Source organism: Mesorhizobium sp. NZP2298, from assembly GCF_013170825.1.
Classification (GTDB): domain Bacteria; phylum Pseudomonadota; class Alphaproteobacteria; order Rhizobiales; family Rhizobiaceae; genus Mesorhizobium.
This window is the reverse complement of sequence record NZ_CP033365.1, coordinates 91,478-108,891: the sequence shown is the minus strand read 5'-3', so window position 1 is coordinate 108,891 and position 17,414 is coordinate 91,478. Positions and strand designations below refer to the sequence as shown.

General features: G+C 64.9%; 12 protein-coding genes. 6 read left to right on the top strand and 6 right to left on the bottom strand.

The genetic code is table 11. The annotated features are described in order from the left end of the window. Positions 1 to 53: 53 nt before the first annotated feature. From EB231_RS00530 to EB231_RS00505, 6 genes are all read right to left on the bottom strand, one after another. Positions 54 to 890, bottom strand: coding sequence for an ATP-binding cassette domain-containing protein (locus EB231_RS00530; RefSeq protein ID WP_172347133.1), 837 nt, complete (start codon positions 888 to 890; stop codon positions 54 to 56). After that, a complete protein-coding gene (locus EB231_RS00525) occupies positions 883 to 1,761 on the bottom strand; it encodes an ABC transporter ATP-binding protein (RefSeq protein WP_172347132.1) in 879 nt (292 codons plus the stop codon). The genes EB231_RS00530 and EB231_RS00525 overlap by 8 nt, the downstream gene beginning before the upstream one ends. Continuing rightward, positions 1,758 to 2,627 (bottom strand): ABC transporter permease, encoded by an 870-nt coding sequence (locus tag EB231_RS00520; protein WP_172347131.1) that lies wholly within the window; start codon positions 2,625 to 2,627, stop codon positions 1,758 to 1,760. Before EB231_RS00520 ends, EB231_RS00525 begins: the two co-directional genes overlap by 4 nt. After that, complete coding sequence (locus tag EB231_RS00515; RefSeq protein WP_172347130.1) at positions 2,593 to 3,600, bottom strand: ABC transporter permease; 1,008 nt, start codon at positions 3,598 to 3,600, stop codon at positions 2,593 to 2,595. The genes EB231_RS00520 and EB231_RS00515 overlap by 35 nt, the downstream gene beginning before the upstream one ends. Positions 3,601 to 3,691: 91 nt before the next feature. Further along, positions 3,692 to 5,221: an ABC transporter substrate-binding protein gene (locus EB231_RS00510; RefSeq protein ID WP_172347129.1), complete on the bottom strand. Its 1,530-nt coding sequence runs from the start codon at positions 5,219 to 5,221 to the stop codon at positions 3,692 to 3,694. A gap of 109 nt (positions 5,222 to 5,330) precedes the next feature. Continuing rightward, a complete protein-coding gene (locus tag EB231_RS00505; protein WP_172347128.1) occupies positions 5,331 to 6,905 on the bottom strand; it encodes a phytoene desaturase family protein in 1,575 nt (524 codons plus the stop codon). A 118-nt stretch (positions 6,906 to 7,023) separates the two neighbouring features. Here EB231_RS00505 and EB231_RS00500 point away from each other — a divergent pair, with 118 nt between their 5' ends. From EB231_RS00500 to EB231_RS00475, 6 genes are all read left to right on the top strand, one after another. Further along, entirely contained in the window at positions 7,024 to 7,815 is a 792-nt protein-coding gene (locus EB231_RS00500) for a cyclase family protein (protein ID WP_136619887.1), read from the top strand. A 63-nt stretch (positions 7,816 to 7,878) separates the two neighbouring features. Further along, on the top strand, positions 7,879 to 9,450 hold the full coding sequence (locus EB231_RS00495; protein WP_172347127.1) for a phytoene desaturase family protein: 1,572 nt from the start codon (positions 7,879 to 7,881) through the stop codon (positions 9,448 to 9,450). Then, positions 9,450 to 9,932 carry a MarR family winged helix-turn-helix transcriptional regulator gene (locus EB231_RS00490; protein WP_172347126.1) on the top strand — a complete coding sequence of 161 codons (483 nt, stop codon included), beginning with the start codon at positions 9,450 to 9,452 and terminating at the stop codon, positions 9,930 to 9,932. The genes EB231_RS00495 and EB231_RS00490 overlap by 1 nt, the downstream gene beginning before the upstream one ends. Before the next feature lie 60 nt (positions 9,933 to 9,992). Continuing rightward, positions 9,993 to 12,146, top strand: coding sequence for a thiamine pyrophosphate-dependent enzyme (locus EB231_RS00485; RefSeq protein WP_172347125.1), 2,154 nt, complete (start codon positions 9,993 to 9,995; stop codon positions 12,144 to 12,146). Beyond that, on the top strand, positions 12,139 to 13,728 hold the full coding sequence (locus tag EB231_RS00480) for an indolepyruvate oxidoreductase subunit beta family protein (protein WP_172347124.1): 1,590 nt from the start codon (positions 12,139 to 12,141) through the stop codon (positions 13,726 to 13,728). Before EB231_RS00485 ends, EB231_RS00480 begins: the two co-directional genes overlap by 8 nt. A 260-nt stretch (positions 13,729 to 13,988) precedes the next feature. Continuing rightward, the gene (locus tag EB231_RS00475) at positions 13,989 to 17,396 is read left to right on the top strand and encodes an acyl-[ACP]--phospholipid O-acyltransferase (RefSeq protein ID WP_172347123.1); all 3,408 of its coding nucleotides are present in this window, start codon (positions 13,989 to 13,991) and stop codon (positions 17,394 to 17,396) included. Positions 17,397 to 17,414: the final 18 nt, after the last annotated feature.

The following is a 17,414-nucleotide window of genomic DNA, read 5'->3' as shown; positions in this document are numbered from 1 at the left end:
TGGTTGTTTGCCGGTCGCACGTCCGAGGCCCGCTTTTCGGCGTGCGTATGCAATCATGGCGGCGCCTTGCCGGCTGAAGGGATGTCCAGCCAGCCGGCATCGATCTCGGGCAGCGGAATGGCTGCGATGAGATCGCGCGTGTAGGCCTTTCCAGGGCTGTCGAACAAAGCGTCGGTGGCGCTGGCTTCGACGATCACGCCTTCGCGCATGACGATCACTTGCCGGCACAGCCGCCGGATGACGGACAAATCGTGGCTGATGAAGGCGACGGTCAGGCCCATCTCCGCCGCCAGCTTTTCCAGAAGGGTGAGGATCTGCGCCTGTGTCGACACGTCGAGGCCGGAGACGATCTCGTCGGCCAGCACGAATTTCGGCGACAGCGCCAGGGCGCGCGCGATGCCGACCCGCTGGCGCTGGCCACCCGACAGTTCGTGGCGATAGCGGGTGGCGAAGCTTTGCGGCAGCCCGACGCGCTGCAGCGCCTCGGCGACGCGTTCCTTGAGCCTGTCGCCAAGCCCGTTCTGCTTGAGCGGCGCGGCAATGATGCTGGCGATGGTGCGGCGCGGATTGAGCGACGACATCGGATCCTGGAAAATCATCTGCAGGTCGCGGCGCAATGGCCGCAACTCCGCTTCCGGCAGATGCGTGATATCGCGGCCGTCGAAGCTGATCGAGCCGGCGCTGGGTTCCAAGAGCCGCACCAAAGCGCGGCCGAGCGTCGACTTGCCGGACCCGGATTCGCCGACAATGCCGGTCACCGAACCCCTGGGCAGGTCGAAATCCAGGCCCTTCAAGATCTCGGCCAAGGGCGCGCGGCCGATCAGCGGCTTGCGTGTCATGTCTGGCAGCGCGACCTTCAGCCCGCGCACGGAAAACAGCGGTTCAGCCATGGCTGGGCCTCCACGCCTGGTCCGCCGCCGCGATCTCCGCCGCAAGCCCTGCCAGCACCGCTTCGTCCACTGGTTTCAGCGAGGCGAATGGATCGGTGTAGCGCGGCGTCGCCGCCATCAGCGCGCGCGTATAGGGATGCCGCGGCGTCGCGAAGAGAGCGGCCGTCTCAGCCTCCTCCACCACTTTGCCGGCATAGAGAACCGAGACCTTCTGGCTGATCTTGGCGACGACGCCGAGATCGTGGGTGACGAACAGGATCGCGGTGCCGTGCTCGCGCTGCAACGCAGCGATCAGCCGCAGGATCTGCTTCTGCACAGTGACGTCGAGTGCCGTGGTCGGTTCGTCGGCGACGATCAGCCGGGGCTCGGCGGCGAAGGCGGCGGCGATCAGCACACGCTGGCGCATGCCGCCGGAGAGCTCATGCGGATAGCTTTTCAGCACGCGGTCGGGGTCGCGGATCTGCACCTCGTCAAGCAAGTGCCGGATCCGTGTGTCGGCCTTGTCGCTGCTCCAGCCGAGAATGCGCACCAGCCGGTCGGTCATCTGCGGCCCGATGCGACGCGACGGGTTGAGCGCGGTCAGCGGGTCCTGAGGGATCAGTGCGGTGCGCGCGCCGATCAGCGTACGCCGCGCCTTTGGCTGCAATTTGCCGAGGGCTTCGCCTTCAAGCAGCATGTCGCCTTCGACGATGCGCACGCTTGATGGCAACACGCCAAGCACCGCCTTGCCTATCATTGTCTTGCCGGCGCCGCTCTCGCCGACCAGGGCGCGGACCTCGCCGGGCTGCACCGAGAGGGACACCGAGCGCAGCACGCGGGCGCCGTTCGGCAGCACGGCGCTGAGATTGGCGATGTCGAGACAGGCGTTCATCGCAGCACCGGATCGAAACGCGTCTTCAACGCTTCGCCGAACTGGCTGAACGACAGCACGGTGAGGATGAGCGTGATCAGCGGAAACACCAGCACCCACCACGCCTGGTGGATCGACAGCCGGCCCTCGGCGATGAGGCCGCCCCAGGTCGGGTCGTCGGTCGAGATCGACAGATTGACGAAGGACAGGATCGCCTCGACGATGACGGCGATGCCCATCTCCAGCGACAGCAGCGCCACGATCGACGGCACCACATTGGGCAGTACTTCGCGCAGCATGATGCCGATGCGGCCATAGCCGGCGATGCGGGCATTTTCGACATAGTCCATGCGCGACTGGCCCATCGCCTCGGCGCGGATCACCCGGCAAAAGCGCGTCCAGTCGATGATGGCAATGGCCAGGATGACGGAGCTCAAGCCCGTTCCCAGCACGGCCACCAAAAGGATAGCGAACAGCACTGGCGGAAACGCCATCCAGACATCGACGATGCGCGAGATGACGCGGTCGGCCCAGCCGCCGAAATAGCCCGCGATCAGCCCGAGTGTCGAGCCGACCAGGCAGGCGGCGATGGCCGCGGCAAAGGCGACGATGAAGGCGATGCGGCCGCCGAAGATGAGCCTGGACAACAGATCGCGGCCGAGACTGTCGGTGCCCAGCCAATAGCCGGGCTCGGCGCCATCGAGCCAGAAAGGCGGCAGCCGCTCCAGCATCAGATCCTGTGCCAGCGGATCCTGCGGCGCGACCAGTGGCGCGAAGATCGCCGCCAGCAGCGCCAGCAGCAGCCAGCCGCCGGCGAGCCACAGCCTGGGGCTCAGTCCGCGTCTTGTGGCTCTAGCCATGGCGCAGCCTCGGATTAAGCAGCGCATACATCATGTCGACAGCGAGGTTGATCAGCACGAACAGCAGCGCGAAGACCAGCACGATGCCCTGGATGAGCGGCAGGTCGCGGTTGATGACGGCATCGATCGCCATGTTGCCGAGGCCTTCGTAGGAGAACAGCCGCTCGACGATGACCGTGCCGCCGATGAGGAATGTGAACTGCACGCCGACCAGGGTCAGGGTCGGCAAAGCGGCGTTCTTCAGCGCTTCGCGCAAGATGACCTGCGTCTCCGAAAATCCTTTCACCCGGGCCAGCACGACATAGTCGAGGTCGAGCACTTCCTTCAGCGACTGTTTCAGCAACTGCGCGATGATTGCAGCCAGCGGCAGCGCCAGCGCAACGGCCGGCATCAGCATGTGCTTCAACAGATCCCAGGTCAGGTCGAAGCGCAGCCGAAGCAGGCTCTCGAAGAAATAGAACTGGGTGACGAAGGGCAAATCGAGCTGTGGAGAGACCCGGCCGGAAATGTCGAAGATCGGCACCAGAACGCCGAACAAAAGGATCAGCACCAGGCCCCACAGGAAATCGGGAATGGAGAGTGCCGCACCGCTGGCGATGTCGATGCCGGCCTCGACCGCCGTGCCACGCTCACGCGCGCCGAGGATCGCCGTCGTGCCGCCGAGCGCCACCGCCATGACCAGCGCGACGATCGCGAGCTCCAACGTCGCCGGCAGCCGGTTGAAGACCAGGCCGAGCACGTCTTGCCGCAGCGAGATCGAGGTGCCGAAATCGCCGCGCACCACGCCGGACAGCCAGATGAAGAATTGCTGGACGATGGTCTTGTCGAGCCCGTACAGCGCGCGCAGGCGGGCGATGTCGGCATCCGTCGCGCCGGGCGGCAGCATCATGGCGATCGGATCGCCGGGCGCGACGCGGATCACGACGAAGACGACGATGGCCACGCCGAACAGCGTGATCAGCATCGTCAGGAGACGGATCAGGAATCGTTGCAGGAGCATGTAAATCTTTGCAGGAGCCCACGGGCTCGTATGCCTGATAGAAAAATGCGCGCCGTCGCTATGGACGGCGCGCGGCAATTCCAGGCCGATATCAGGCCGGGGTCATCAGCGCCGGCAGCAGCGCGCCCGAGATATGCTGCACGACGTTGACGCCCTTGGCATGCACGATCGGCTGGGCGAACTGCAGCAGCGGCAGCACATAGGCCTGCTCGGCGATGTATTTGTCGACCGCCTTCCAGCCGGCGATGCGCTTGGCCTCGTCCTTCTCGCCCCAGAGCGGACCGATCTTGGCGTCGAGATCGTCGGTCTTCCAGGACGAGTGCGGCGACGGCCCGAACATGGCGAAACCGGTCGAGGTGGTCGGATCGCCGATGGCGTTGCCCCAATTGTAGAAGGCCGCCGGCGCCAGCTTGTGCGCGGCGCGCAGTTCATAGTGCTTGGCAATCTCGTAGACCTCGATCGTCGCCTCGATGCCGACCTTGCGCCACATGCCGACGATCGCCTGCACCATCTCGTAGTCCTTGGGCTTGAAGCCCTTGGTCGTCTGGATGGTGACCTTGGCCGGCTTCTCCGGCGAGTAGCCGGAGGCGGCGAGCAACTCCTTGGCCTTTTCCGGATTGTGCTCGACCTTGATCGATGGGTCGAAGGCCGCGTATTCCGGCGTCTCCAGCGTCGCGATCGGCTGGCCGTAGCCGCGCAGCAGCCGCTTGACCAGAAGCTCCTTGTCCACTGCCATCACGGCCGCCTGCCGGACATTCTTGTCCAGCATGGCGTCCTTGTTGTTGAAGAAGATCATGCCGATGTCGGATACGTTCTTGCACGAGCCGGCCAGCCCGTCCTTGGCGATCAGCCGGTCATATTCCTCGTACGGGATTTCGAGCGTCACCTGCGAGGAGCCGGACTCGATCTCGGCCACGCGGCTCGCCGCGTCGGTGACGAACTTGATCGTCACATTCTCGAAGGCCGGCTTGCCGCCCCAATAGTTCGCATTGGCCTTGAGCCGCAGGAAGGCGTTGCGTTCGAACTTTTCGACCATGTACGGGCCGGTGCCGATCGGCGCCTTCTCGAAACCTTCGGCGCCGACCTTCTCGTAATAGGCCTTCGGCAGGATGTAGCCGGTCAGGAACGACATCCACTTGAAATAGACCGGGTCGAACTGCACGACGTCGCCGGTGATCTTGTTGCCGTCGATCTTGAAGTTGTTGACGTTCTTCCAGACGAACTGGATCGGATTGCCGGTCTTTTCGTCGCCTGCCCGCTGCAGCGACCAGACCACGTCCTCGGGCGTGAACGGCGAGCCGTCATGCCAGGTCACGCCTTCGCGCACCGTCATCGTCACCTTGGTGCGGTCGTCGTTCCAGCCCCATTCGGTGAGCAGGCCCGGCGCGAAGGACAGGTCCGGCTTCTGTGGGATGAACTGGTCGAAGACCGATTGATAGAGGCCCTGGATCGTCGGGTTGACGGCCGAGGGTCCGGTGGTCGGATCCCAGGAGGGCAGGTTGACATTGTAGGCGATGGTCAGTTCGCCGGCGGCCGCCTTGGCGATCCGCGGCAGGCCAACGGCGGCCACACCAAGTGCGGCGGCACTGTATCCAAGCAATTCGCGTCTGTTGATTGTCATGGTCGTTCCCCTTGTTGGTTATTGTCTTTGCGCGGCAGTGTCAGGTCATTGGTTCAGGCTTCGTGGGCAGCAGCGCCTTGCCTCTCGTCGCCCCGATAAAATTGTCGGCCTACCTCCCGCCAAGCTGTTGCGCGAGCATGAAGCCGGAGGCCGCACCGGTGCCGGCGCCCGGCCATGTCGCGGCGCCCGTTAGATGCAGATTATTGACCGGCGTGTTCCAGCCGGCATAGCCGCGCGCCGGGCGGAACAAAAAGTTCTGCGCCAGATGGTGGCTGCCGCAGACCTGGTCGCCGCCGACGAGGTTCGGGTTCTCGCGTTCGAGGTCGATGGGCGAGAACACCGCCCGGCCGAGAATTTTGCCCCCCAGGCCGGGCGCATAGGTCTCGATGATGTCGAGCACGCGCCCGGCGTAGGCCTCCTTGGCCTGATCCCAATGCGCGGGCGCGATCCTGGCCGATGCATCACCCAGGATGTCGGCTGGCAGCATGCGCACCTGCACCCACAGCACATGCTTGCCCTGAGGCGCGCGCGACGGGTCGATCGCGGAGGGCTGGCCGACGACCAGCACCGGCTCGTCCGGCAGCATGCCCGCCATCGCCTGCTGATAGGTGCGCGACATCGCGTCGAGCGAGGGCGACAGATGCACATAGGCGAACTGCCTAAGCTCGGCCCCCGCGCTCCAGTCCGGCAGATCGTCGAGCGCCAGGTGGATCATCATCGTGCCTGGTGCGTGGCGGAACTTTTTCATCGACGTGTCAAAGCCGGCGTCGCCGGAACCGTTGGGCAGCAGCTTGCCGGTCAGCGCCCGGGGTGCGACGCCTGCGATGACCGCCTTGGTGGCGGTATGCGTCTCACCGGAAGCGAGTCGCACCCCCGTCGCCTTGCCGCCGGATACGGTGATCTCGGCCACATCGGCGCCAGTGACGATCTGGCCGCCGGCGGAGGTCACCATGCCGGCCAGAGCCCGGATGATGGTGTCCGCCCCGCCCTTGCCCAGCACCATGCCGAAGCTTTGGTTCGCCATCGATTCCAGGTAGGGGAACACTGCACCGCCGGCGATATCGGGCGCGAAATCGAGATGCATGCCCCAGGTGGCGAGCGTTGCCCGCACATGTGGGGACTCGAAAGTCTCCTCGAGCCAGGCGCGTGGCGACGACAACAGCAGCCGACCGGTGTCGAGTGCGCCGGTGACACCCTTCTTGCGCCACAGGTTCCACGCCGTGCCGGCAAGCGCGCGAGCGCCCATCGGCGAGCCGAGCAGCCGGAACAGATGCTCGGCTTCCGCCGGGAAGGCTGCGACCAGCTTGCGCCATGTCGCTGCGTCGGCAGCGGAGAAAGCGGCCATGCGCGTTGCGGTCTTTTCCAGATCGTTGCTGACGCCGAACCAGCGTCCATCCGGAAACGCGCTGGCAAAGCAGTCGGCGACGGGCGCGAACTCCAGCCCCTGCGCTTTCAATCCATTTGCATATTTCCGATGGAAGGCGGAGCCGGCAAACAGGCTCAGATTCATCGCGCCGAAATCGTGGCGGAAGCCGGGAAGGGTGAATTCACGGGTCTGGACAGCGCCACCGATTGTTGCATTGCGCTCAAAGATCCCGGTTTTCCAGCCTTTGAGCGCCAGATGCGCGGCGCATGCCAGACTGTTGTGGCCCGCCCCGACAAAGATGGCGTCGAACTCGCTCACGCCCCGTTCCCATTTCCTTTATGCTTAAAGATAATTGCAGATGCATATGTTTTCGTCTAGTAGGATATTAAGGGCCGCGACGAGCCTTGATCATCATCGAAAAGAGGGAACAGAGACCATGGACACCCAAAAACTCCTCGGCGAGGTCGCCGGCCAGCTTCTTTCCGGCGCCATCAAGGTGGTCGACCTGTCGGCACCGCTCGGTCCCGATACACCGCTGATCAAGCTGCCGCCGGAACTCGCGGTCGACACGCCGAAGGTCGAGATCCATAACATCTCCCGTTACGACAAGAACGGTCCCTGGTGGGCATGGAACTGGCTGAAGCTTGGCGAGCATTCGGGCACGCATTTCGATGCGCCTCAGCACTGGATCAGCGGCAAGGATTACCCGGACGGCGCCACCGACACCATTCCGGCGCAGAACTTCGTCGGCCCGGTCAATGTCATCGACTGCTCGAAGGAAGCCGCCGCCGATCCCGATTTCCTGCTCACCGTCGACCACATCAAGGCATGGGAAGCCAAGCATGGCGCCATCAACGCCGGCGAGTGGGTGGTGATGCGCACCGACTGGTACAAGCGCAACGGCTCGGAAGCCGAGTTCCTCAACGCCAACGAGACCGGCCCGCATACGCCCGGCCCGACGGCTGAAGCCATCCAGTTCCTGATCAGCAAGGACATCAAGGGCTGGGGCTCGGAGACCATTGGCACCGACGCCGGCAAGGCCGGCGGCATGGAACCGCCATTCCCGGCGCACACGCTGATGCACAAGGCCAACCGCTACGGCCTCGCCAGCCTCTGCAATCTCGATCAGTTGCCGCCGAAGGGCGCGATCCTGATCGCGGCGCCGCTCAAGATCGAGCACGGCACCGGCAGCCCGATCCGCGCATTGGCGCTGGTATCGGGCAAATAGAGCGAGGTGGGGTCTTCGGGAGAAGATCATGCGCGCAGCCCCGACGGTCGAGAGAAACTGTCAATGAAAGCGCCCGACCACATCATCGTCGGCAGCGGCATCAATGCGCTGGTTTGCGCGGCGATGCTTGGCGGCAAGGGCGCCGATGTGCTCGTTCTCGAGCGCAACGACCGCATCGGCGGCTGCATGCGCACCGAGGAGATCACCGCGCCCGGCTTCGTCCACGATGTGATGGCGACCACCTTCGTGCTGTTCATCACCTCGCCGGCCTTCGCCGCACTCGGCAAGGACCTGGCGCGGCATGGGCTGGAATTCTGCCACACCGCAACGCCGACCGGTGTGCTTCGGCCGGATGGCAGCCATGCGGTGCTCGGCACCGACCGTGCCGCCAATGTCGCCGCACTCAACGCAATCGCGGCGGGTGACGGCGATCGGCACGCGGACGATGTCGGCGGCATCGAGCGCAATGCCGGCCTGCTGTTCGGTCTGCTCGGCGGGGCGCTCTGGTCTTATCCGACGGCGAAGCTGTTGGCCGGTGATGCCTGGCGGCGTGGCTCGCGCGGCCTTGCCGCCTTTCTCGGCGACGCCCTGGTGCCGGCGCGTGGCTGGCTGGAAGGTACTTACCAGTCCGAAACCATCCGGGCGCTCTGGGCGCCCTGGGTACTGCATGCCGGACTAGGCCCCGAGGATGCGTTCTCCGGCCAGATCGCCAAGGTGATTGCCTTCGCGCTCGAGGCGGCCGGCGCGCCGATCGTCAAGGGCGGGGCAAGGAACCTGCTGTCGACTTTCGAGGCATTGATCACCGAGCGCGGCGGCGTCATCTCCACAGGAGCGGACGTTGCTTCCATCATCCTGGCCGGGGGCCGCGCCACCGGCGTGCGGCTGGCCTCGGGCGAAACGGTTCATGCGAAGAAGAGCGTGATCTGCTCGGTCACGCCGACACAGCTTTACGGTCGGCTGCTCGGCACGGATGCTGCCCAAGCCGATGTCGATGCGACGCGGAAATATCGCTACGGCAAGGGCAATTTCCAGATCCATTACGCCCTCGACAAGCCGCCGGCATGGCGCGGCGAGGGGCTGGACAAGGTGGCGTTGCTGCATCTGACGCCGGGACTGGATGGCGTCTCCAAGGCCTGCAACGAGGCGGTGCGCGGCATGCTGCCGGAGGTGCCCACCATCTGTGTCGGCCAGCCGCATGCGCTCGATCCCTCGCGCTGTCCGGCGGGCAAGGCGATCCTTTGGCTGCAACTGCCCGAGGCGCCCCGGTACATCAAGGGCGACGCCGCCGGCAAGCTGCAGGCCCCGGCTGACGGGCAATGGACCGAGGCGCTGCGCGAGGCCTACGCCGATCGCGCCGAAGCGATCCTCGCCGGCCACATTGACGGTTTCAAGGACAGTGTGATTGCCCGCCGCGCCTATTCGCCGGCCGATCTCGAGGCGATGAACATCAATCTGGTCGGCGGCGACCCTTATGGCGGCTCCTCGACCATCGACCAGTCCTTCCTGTGGCGGCCGTTCAAGACCAGCCGCAATCACCAGACCGGTATCAAGAACCTCTACCATATCGGCGCCTCGACCCATCCGGGTGCAGGCCTCGGCGGCGGTTCCGGCTTTCTCCTGGCGGGGAGGCTGTGATGGAGCAGAAGGTTGGGGAGAAGCGCCAGCGCATGTCGACCCTGGGGCAGATCGGCCTGCAGCAATTCGCGCCCTATCTGATGAACCGCATCATGGGCCGCTACAACGCCACCTTGCGCGACGATTTCCGCAAGCAGGGCCTGACCATTCCGCAGGTGCGCACGCTGGCCGTTCTGTCGGTCACGGACGGCGTCACCGTCAACGACCTCTCGGTCTATACGGTCATCGAGCAGTCGACCTTGAGCCGCACGCTCGACACGCTGGAGGGGCAGGGCTTCGTGCGGCGCGAGCAGGGCGTCACCGACAGCCGCATCCGCCATGTGTTCCTGACCGACGAGGGTCGCGCCGAGTTCACGCGCGCCTGGCCGGCCATGCATGATGCGTTCGAGGCAATGTTCGACGATGTCGACGATGCCGAATACGCGGCACTCATCGCGACGCTGCAGAAGATGCTGAAGAACATTCGCAAGCACGACATCTAGACCTACGCGCCGCCAGTGCCAGCCGATAACGGGCTGGGCGGTAACGGAAGGATTGAAGAAATGGCCGAACGGTCTTTTGCCAAGGAAGTCGAGAAACTCAGGCTCGGCGCAGGCGAGGAATTCGCCGGCGAAGGCATCCTCGCCATCACCAAGGCGCTGCTGCAATGCGGCGTCGGCTATGTCGGCGGCTATCAGGGCGCGCCGATCAGCCATCTGATGGATGTGCTGGCCGACGCGCAGGACATTCTGGGCGAACTCGGCGTGCATTTCGAGGCCAGCGCCTCGGAAGCGACCGCCACCGCCATGCTGGCCGCCTCGGTGCACTATCCGATCCGCGGCGCGGCGACCTTCAAGTCGACCGTCGGCACCAACGTCGCCTCCGACGCGCTCGCCAACCTCGCGTCTGGCGGCGTCACCGGTGGCGCGCTGATCATCGTCGGCGAGGACTATGGCGAGGGCTCCTCGATCATGCAGGAGCGCAGCCATGCCTTTGCCATGAAGAGCCAGGTCTGGCTGCTCGACCCGCGTCCGAACCTGCCGTCGATCGTCAAGGCGGTTGAGGACGGCTTCGAGCTGTCCGAGATTTCCAACACGCCGGTCATGCTGCAGGTTCGCATCCGCTGCTGCCACGTCCACGGCCATTTCATCGCCAAGGACAACAAGCGGCCGCCGATGACGGTGGCCGATGCGTTGGAAGCACCGCGCCGCGACACCGGCCGCATCGTGCTGCCGCCCGCCTCCTTCCTGCATGAGAAGGAGAAGGTGCAGAAGCGCTGGCCGGCGGCGGTCGATTTCATCGCCAAGAACAAGATCAACGAATTCTTCGGGTCGGACCACGGCTCGGTAGGCATCGTCATGCAGGGCGGCATGTACAATTCGGTCATCCGTGCCTTGCAGCGTCTCGGTCTTGCCGACACCTATGGCGACACCGACGTGCCGCTTTATGTGCTCAACGCCGTCTATCCCCTGATCGACGACGAGTTCCTGTCGTTCTGCGAGGGCAAGCAGGCGGTGCTGGTCGTCGAGGAAGGCCAGCCCAACTACATCGAACAGGCCTTTGCTTCGATGCTGCACAAGGCCGGGCGCGGCACCAGGCTGGTCGGCAAGGAGCATCTGCCGATGGCCGGCGAATACACCGGCCAGGTCATGCTCGACGGCATCGGCACGTTCCTGCGCGCCGAGGCGCCGCATCTGCTCCCAGGTGAAGTGCGCGCGCCCAACAAGGTCGGCGATGGCGTCGACACCGCGGACCTCGTCAACGTCGTGCCGGGCCGCCCGCCGGGCTTCTGCATCGGCTGCCCGGAGCGGCCGATCTTCGCCGCGACCAAACTGGTCGAGCAGGAACTCGGCAAGCACCACATCGCCTCCGACATAGGCTGCCATCTGTTCTCGATCATGCCGCCTTTCGAACTCGGCGCCACCACGATGGGCTATGGTCTCGGCCCGGCCTCGGCCTCGGCGTTCAATTCGCCCGACGCCAAGCGCCGCTCGATCTCCTTCGTCGGCGATGGCGGCTTCTGGCACAACGGCCTGACCTCCTCGATCGGCAATGCCGTGTTCAACAAGAATGACGGCGTCATCGTCATCGTCGACAATTTCTATTCGGCCGCCACCGGTGGGCAGGACATCCTGTCGTCGCGCGCGGGCAACAAGACCAAGTCGACAAAACATCCGATCACCGAAGCGGTGAAGGGCATGGGCGTCAAATGGCTGCGTCATGTCGACCGCACCTACGATGTCGGCAAGATGCAAGCCACGCTGCGCGAGGCGCTGACGACGGAGGAGAAGGGGCCGAAGGTCATCGTCGCCTCGTCCGAATGCATGCTCAACCGCCAGCGCCGCGAAAAGCCGCTGGTCGACAAGGCGATCAAGGGCGGGACAAGGGTCGTCAAACCGAAATTCGGCGTCGACGAGGACATCTGCACAGGCGACCATGCCTGCATGCGGCTGTCCGGCTGCCCGTCGCTGTCGGTAAAGTCGCTCGACGATCCGCTGCGCGACGATCCGGTGGCGTCCATCGACCAGAACTGCGTCGGTTGCGGCAATTGCGGCGAGGTCGCCGATGCGGCGGTGCTCTGCCCGTCCTTCTATCGTGCCGACGTCGTGCACAATCCGAGCCGTTGGGACCGCTTCCTGGAAAGCGCGCGCCGCGCCGTGATCAGCCTGTTGCAGCGCCGCCGCGAAAGCCGGCGCCTGACTTTCGCCGATGCTTGACGCTGTCCCGCCACTTCGCGCCAAGGCCAGCGCCCAGGACGACGAGCGCGTCATCAAGCTCGCCGTGCTGGCGGTCGGTGGCCAGGGCGGCGGTGTGCTGGCCGACTGGATCACCGACGTCGCCGAGCGCAATGGCTATGTCGCGCAATCGACCTCGGTCGCCGGCGTCGCCCAGCGCACCGGCGCGACGATCTACTATGTCGAGATGGCCCGCGACACCGGCCGGCTGCCGGTCTTCGCACTGTCGCCCTCGCAAGGCGATGTCGACATCCTGATCGCCGCCGAATTGATGGAGGCCGGCCGCGCCATCATCCGCGGCTTCGTCACGCCCGAGCGCACGACACTGATCGCCTCGTCGCATCGCATCGCCGCCGTGTCGGAAAAAATCGAGCCGGGGGATGGCCGAGCCTCGTCCTCCAAGGTGCATGCGACGGCGGAGGCCGCATCGAAGCGCTTCATCGCTTTCGACATGGAAAAGATCGCCGCCGACAACGGTTCGATGATCTCGGCCAGCCTGCTTGGCGCGCTGGCGGGGTCAGACGCGCTGCCGTTCACGCGCGAAAGCTATGAACAGGCGATTGGCGCCGGGGGCCGTGGCGTCCAGGCGAGTCTTGCCGCCTTTGGCGCCGCGTTTGACCGCGCGCGCGGCACGGCCGGATCTGCGCCAAAACAGGCGGAGCCTGTGATTGTCGAATCCGCATTGGGTGCGGGACGCGTGACCGGCCCGCAAAGCCTGCTGCAGGGCTGGCAGGTGCTCGCCGCTCGCATCGACCTGATGCCCGTCGCCGTGCGCGACATGGCGCTACGGGGCCTGAGGAAGGTCGTCGACTATCAGGACATCGCCTATGGTGGCGAGTATCTTGACCGGCTGGACAAGGCCGTCGCGCTGGATAGCGCCGACCATGCCCATGCGCTGTCCATCGCCGCCGCCAAGCATCTCGCCAACGCGCTCTGCTATGACGACATGATCCGCGTTGCCGATCTGAAGACGCGTTCGACCCGTGATCGGCGTGTGCGCAAGGAGGTTGGCGTCAAGGAGGGCTCGGTCCTGCAGGTGACCGAATATTTCCATCCGCGCATCGAAGAGTTCTGCGGCACACTGCCGGCGGGGCTCGGCAGCTACATTGAGAACCGGCCGAAGCTCGCCGCCTTTCTCGACCGGCGCATCAACCACGGCCGCCGCATCCGCACCGACAGCTTTGCCGGCTTTGCGGCCCTCTGGTTCATCGGCGGCCTGCGCCGCTGGCGCCGCAGCCTGCTGCGCCACAAGGTCGAGATGAGCCATCTCGATCGCTGGTACGCGCTGGCGCTCGCCCATGTGTCCCAGGACCATGCGCTCGCCGTCGAAATCCTCAACTGTCGCCGGCTGATCAAGGGCTACAGCGACACCCATGTCCGCGCCCAGTCGAAATTCGACCGCGTGCTGTCGGCGCTTCCCATGCTCAAGGGCCGAGCCGATGCCGCCGACTGGATCCGCCGCCTGCGCGAGGCGGCCCTCAAGGACGAGAAGGGCGACATGCTCGACGGCGCGCTGAAGACAGTGGCGACGCTCGGAGCAGGCCCGGCAATTGGGGCGCCCTGACCCCTTACAAACGCCGCTGGCCGCCGTCGCTGCTTCAAGTTGCGGTGAACGTTGTTCATTTTCCGCTTGAACGCTGTTCAAAAAATGATAGACTTCGGTTGTGAACGATGTTCATTTCCGCGTCGAAAGCCACGGATGAGCATCAAGCGCAGTAAGGAAGTTTAATCAGCTCACTGATATCACTGAGATTGAAACAGCGCCTGCAACCCCGCAGGGCCCACCGGCACGCCGTCGTAGGGTTCCGCCAAATGGAAATCGCCATGAACACGCATCTGATGTTGTCCCGGCGCTTTGCGCCCCTGTTCTGGACGCAGTTCCTGTCCGCCTTCAATGACAATTTCCTCAAGAACACCCTGGTGTTCCTGATTCTCTTCACGCTGGCCGCCGATCAGGCGGCTTCGTTGGTCACTTTGGCAGGGGCCGTCTTCATGGCGCCCTTCCTGTTGTTGTCCGCGCTTGGCGGCGAGATCGCCGACCGCTTCGACAAGGCCCTCATCGCCCGGCGGCTCAAATTCGTCGAGATCGCCGCCGCGGCTGTCTCTGTCGCCGGCATCGCGCTGTCGTCGATCCCGGTGCTGATGACGGCGTTGCTGATGTTCGGCATCATCTCGGCGCTGTTCGGGCCGATCAAATACGGCATCCTGCCTGATCACCTCGAGCGCAAGGAACTGCCCAAGGCCAACGCCTGGATCGAGTCGGCCACTTTTGCCGCCATCCTCGGCGGCACCATTGCCGGCGGCGTCGTCTCGGCCGATGGCATTGGCGTCACGGTGTTCGGGCCGATCATGATGGCCTTGGCGGTCGGCTGCTGGTTTGTCAGCCGCTACATTCCGTCCACGGGTTCCGCGGCGCCCGACCTTGTCATCGACAAGAACATCTTCCGCTCGACCTGGCGCCAGGTCAGCGAATTGCGCACCGACAAGCGCATCTGGCGCGCCGGCCTGATGACTTCGTGGTTCTGGCTCATCGGCGCCATCGTGCTTTCGATCCTGCCGACCTTGATCAAGGATTCGCTCGGTGGCAACGAGATCGCCGTCACCGTCTATCTCGCGGTCTTTGCCGTCTCGATCGCCATCGGCTCGGCCATTGCCGCCTGGATGTCGCAGGGGCGCATCGTGCTGCTGCCCGCGCCGGTGGGCACGGCTCTGCTGGCGCTGTTCGGCCTGCATCTGGCCTGGACCATCTGGAGCATGCAGCCTTCGCCGAGGGCCGAGACCCTTGCCCTGTTCTTCGCCGGGCCAAACACGATCCGTGTCGCGATCGACCTCGCCGGCATGGCCATCGCCAGCGCCTTCCTCGTCGTGCCGACCTTCGCCGCCGTGCAGGCCTGGTCGCCCGAAGCGCGCCGCGCCCGCGTCGTCGCCGCCGTCAGCATCGTCAATGCCGGCTTCATGACGGTCGGCGGCATTGTTGTCGCCGTGATCCAGACGAAAGTCTCCACCGGCGGCATCCTTTTCGGCTTGGCCGTAGCCAATGCCATTGCAGCCTGGCTGATGCTGAAATTCCTGCCGACCAACGCGTTCCGCGACTTCGTCTCCATCCTGTTCCGCGCCTTCCTGCGCCTGGAGGTCGAAGGGATGGAGAACCTCAAGGCGGCCGGCAAGGCGCCGATCCTGGCGCTCAACCATGTCAGCTTCCTCGACGGTCCGCTCGCCTTGACGCTGACCGATGAGGAGCCGGTCTTCGCCATCGACTACGCCATTGCCCAGGCCTGGTGGATGAAGCCGTTCATGAAGCTCGCCCGCGCTTTGCCGCTCAATCCGGCCAAGCCGATGTCGACCCGCACGCTGATCAAGATCGTGCAGGGCGGCGATCCGCTGGTCATCTTCCCCGAAGGCCGCATCACCGTCACCGGCGGGCTGATGAAGGTCTATGACGGCGCCGCCATGGTGGCCGACAGGACCGGCTCGATGGTCGTGCCGATCCGCATCGACGGGTTGGAGAAAAGCCCGTTCTCCCGGCTGACGTCGCAGCATGTGCGCCGCCGCCTGTTCCCGAAGGTCAAGGTGACCATTCTGGAGCCGGTCAAGCTGGAAGTGCCGCCCGAGCTGAAAGGCCGCCAGCGCCGCGCCGCGGCGGGTGCCGCCCTCTATCAGGTCATGTCGGATCTCGTCTTCCGCACCCAGGACATCGACAGGACGGTCCTGGAAAAGATCATCCTGACCGCGAACGAACGCGGCATGAAACGGCTCGCCGTGCAGGATCCGGTCACCGGCTCGCTAAGCTATGGCAAGCTGCTGACGGCGGCCGCCGTGCTTGGCGAGAAATTCGAGAACCTCTATGCCGATCAGCAGACGCTCGGCGTCATGCTGCCCAACGCCAACGGCTCATGCGCGACGCTGCTTGGCGTGATGTCGGCGGGCAAGGTGCCGGCGATGATCAACTTCACCGCAGGCGCCGCCAATATCCTGTCCGCCTGCAAGGCCGCCGAGGTGCGCACGGTGCTCACGTCCCGCGCGTTTGTCGAGCAGGCAAAGCTCGGCGCGGTGGTCGAGGAAATCGGCCGCTCGATCGATATCGTCTGGCTCGACGATTTGCGCAAGACGATCGGTCTCAAGGACAAGCTGCTCGGCCTGCTGCGCAAGTCGACGCCGCGCGCGCCGCGCAAGCCCAACGACCCGGCGGTAATCCTGTTCACTTCGGGTTCGGAAGGCACGCCGAAGGGCGTCGTGCTCACTCACCGCAACATTCTGGCCAACGCCGCGCAGGCGGCCTCGCGCATCGACTTCCACTCGGGCGACAAGGTGTTCAACGTGCTGCCGATCTTCCATTCCTTCGGCATGACGGCCGGCACGGTGCTGCCGCTGATTTCGGGCGTGCCGGTCTATTTCTACCCATCGCCGCTGCACTACCGAATCGTGCCGGAACTGATCTACGCATCCAACGCGACGATCATCTTCGGCACCGACACGTTCCTCAGCGGCTATGCGCGGACCGCGCACCCGTACGACTTCCGATCGATACGCTATTGCTTTGCCGGCGCGGAACCGGTCAAGGCGTCCACGCGCATGACCTATATGGAGAAGTTCGGCGTACGTATCCTGGAAGGCTATGGCGTCACCGAGACCGCACCGGTGATCTCCATCAACACGCCGATGTACAACCGCTCCGGCAGTGTCGGCAAGGTCATGCCCGGCATGGAGTATCGTCTCGATCCGGTGCCCGGTGTCGACGATGGCGGCCGGCTGCATGTCCGTGGGCCCAACGTGATGGCGGGTTATCTGCGCGCCGAGAAGCCGGGCGTGCTCGAACCGCTGCCGGATGGCTGGCATGACACCGGTGACGTCGTCTCGGTCGACGACGGAGGGTTCATCACCATTCGCGGCCGCGCCAAGCGTTTCGCCAAGATCGGTGGAGAGATGATTTCGTTCGCCGCCGTCGAAGCGCTGGCGGGTGAATTGTGGAAGGGCTCGTTGTCGGCCGTCGCGGCTGTGGCGGATGCGCGCAAGGGCGAGAAGCTCATTCTCATCACCGAAGTCCCCGGCGCCACACGTGCCGAGTTCCTGGCCTTCGCCAAGGCGAACGGTGCCATGGACCTCATGGTGCCCGCCGAAGTGCGCGTCGTCCAGAAAGTGCCGGTGCTGGGCTCCGGCAAGCTCGATTTTGCCGGCGTGACCAAACTGGTACGTGGGGAGGATGTGCCGGTGGCCAAGGTCGAGGCAGCGTGATCAAAGGCCAACAGCGAC

Bases quoted from the DNA above. Each gene is read 5' to 3' on its own strand.
- EB231_RS00530 (WP_172347133.1), bottom strand. From the start codon at position 890: ATGGCTGAACCGCTGTTTTCCGTGCGCGGGCTGAAGGTCGCGCTGCCA.
- EB231_RS00525 (WP_172347132.1), bottom strand. From the start codon at position 1,761: ATGAACGCCTGTCTCGACATCGCCAATCTCAGCGCCGTGCTGCCGAAC.
- EB231_RS00520 (WP_172347131.1), bottom strand. From the start codon at position 2,627: ATGCGCTGCTTAATCCGAGGCTGCGCCATGGCTAGAGCCACAAGACGC.
- EB231_RS00515 (WP_172347130.1), bottom strand. From the start codon at position 3,600: ATGCTCCTGCAACGATTCCTGATCCGTCTCCTGACGATGCTGATCACG.
- EB231_RS00510 (WP_172347129.1), bottom strand. From the start codon at position 5,221: ATGACAATCAACAGACGCGAATTGCTTGGATACAGTGCCGCCGCACTT.
- EB231_RS00500 (WP_136619887.1), top strand. From the start codon at position 7,024: ATGGACACCCAAAAACTCCTCGGCGAGGTCGCCGGCCAGCTTCTTTCC.
- EB231_RS00495 (WP_172347127.1), top strand. From the start codon at position 7,879: ATGAAAGCGCCCGACCACATCATCGTCGGCAGCGGCATCAATGCGCTG.
- EB231_RS00490 (WP_172347126.1), top strand. From the start codon at position 9,450: ATGGAGCAGAAGGTTGGGGAGAAGCGCCAGCGCATGTCGACCCTGGGG.
- EB231_RS00485 (WP_172347125.1), top strand. From the start codon at position 9,993: ATGGCCGAACGGTCTTTTGCCAAGGAAGTCGAGAAACTCAGGCTCGGC.
- EB231_RS00480 (WP_172347124.1), top strand. From the start codon at position 12,139: ATGCTTGACGCTGTCCCGCCACTTCGCGCCAAGGCCAGCGCCCAGGAC.
- EB231_RS00475 (WP_172347123.1), top strand. From the start codon at position 13,989: ATGAACACGCATCTGATGTTGTCCCGGCGCTTTGCGCCCCTGTTCTGG.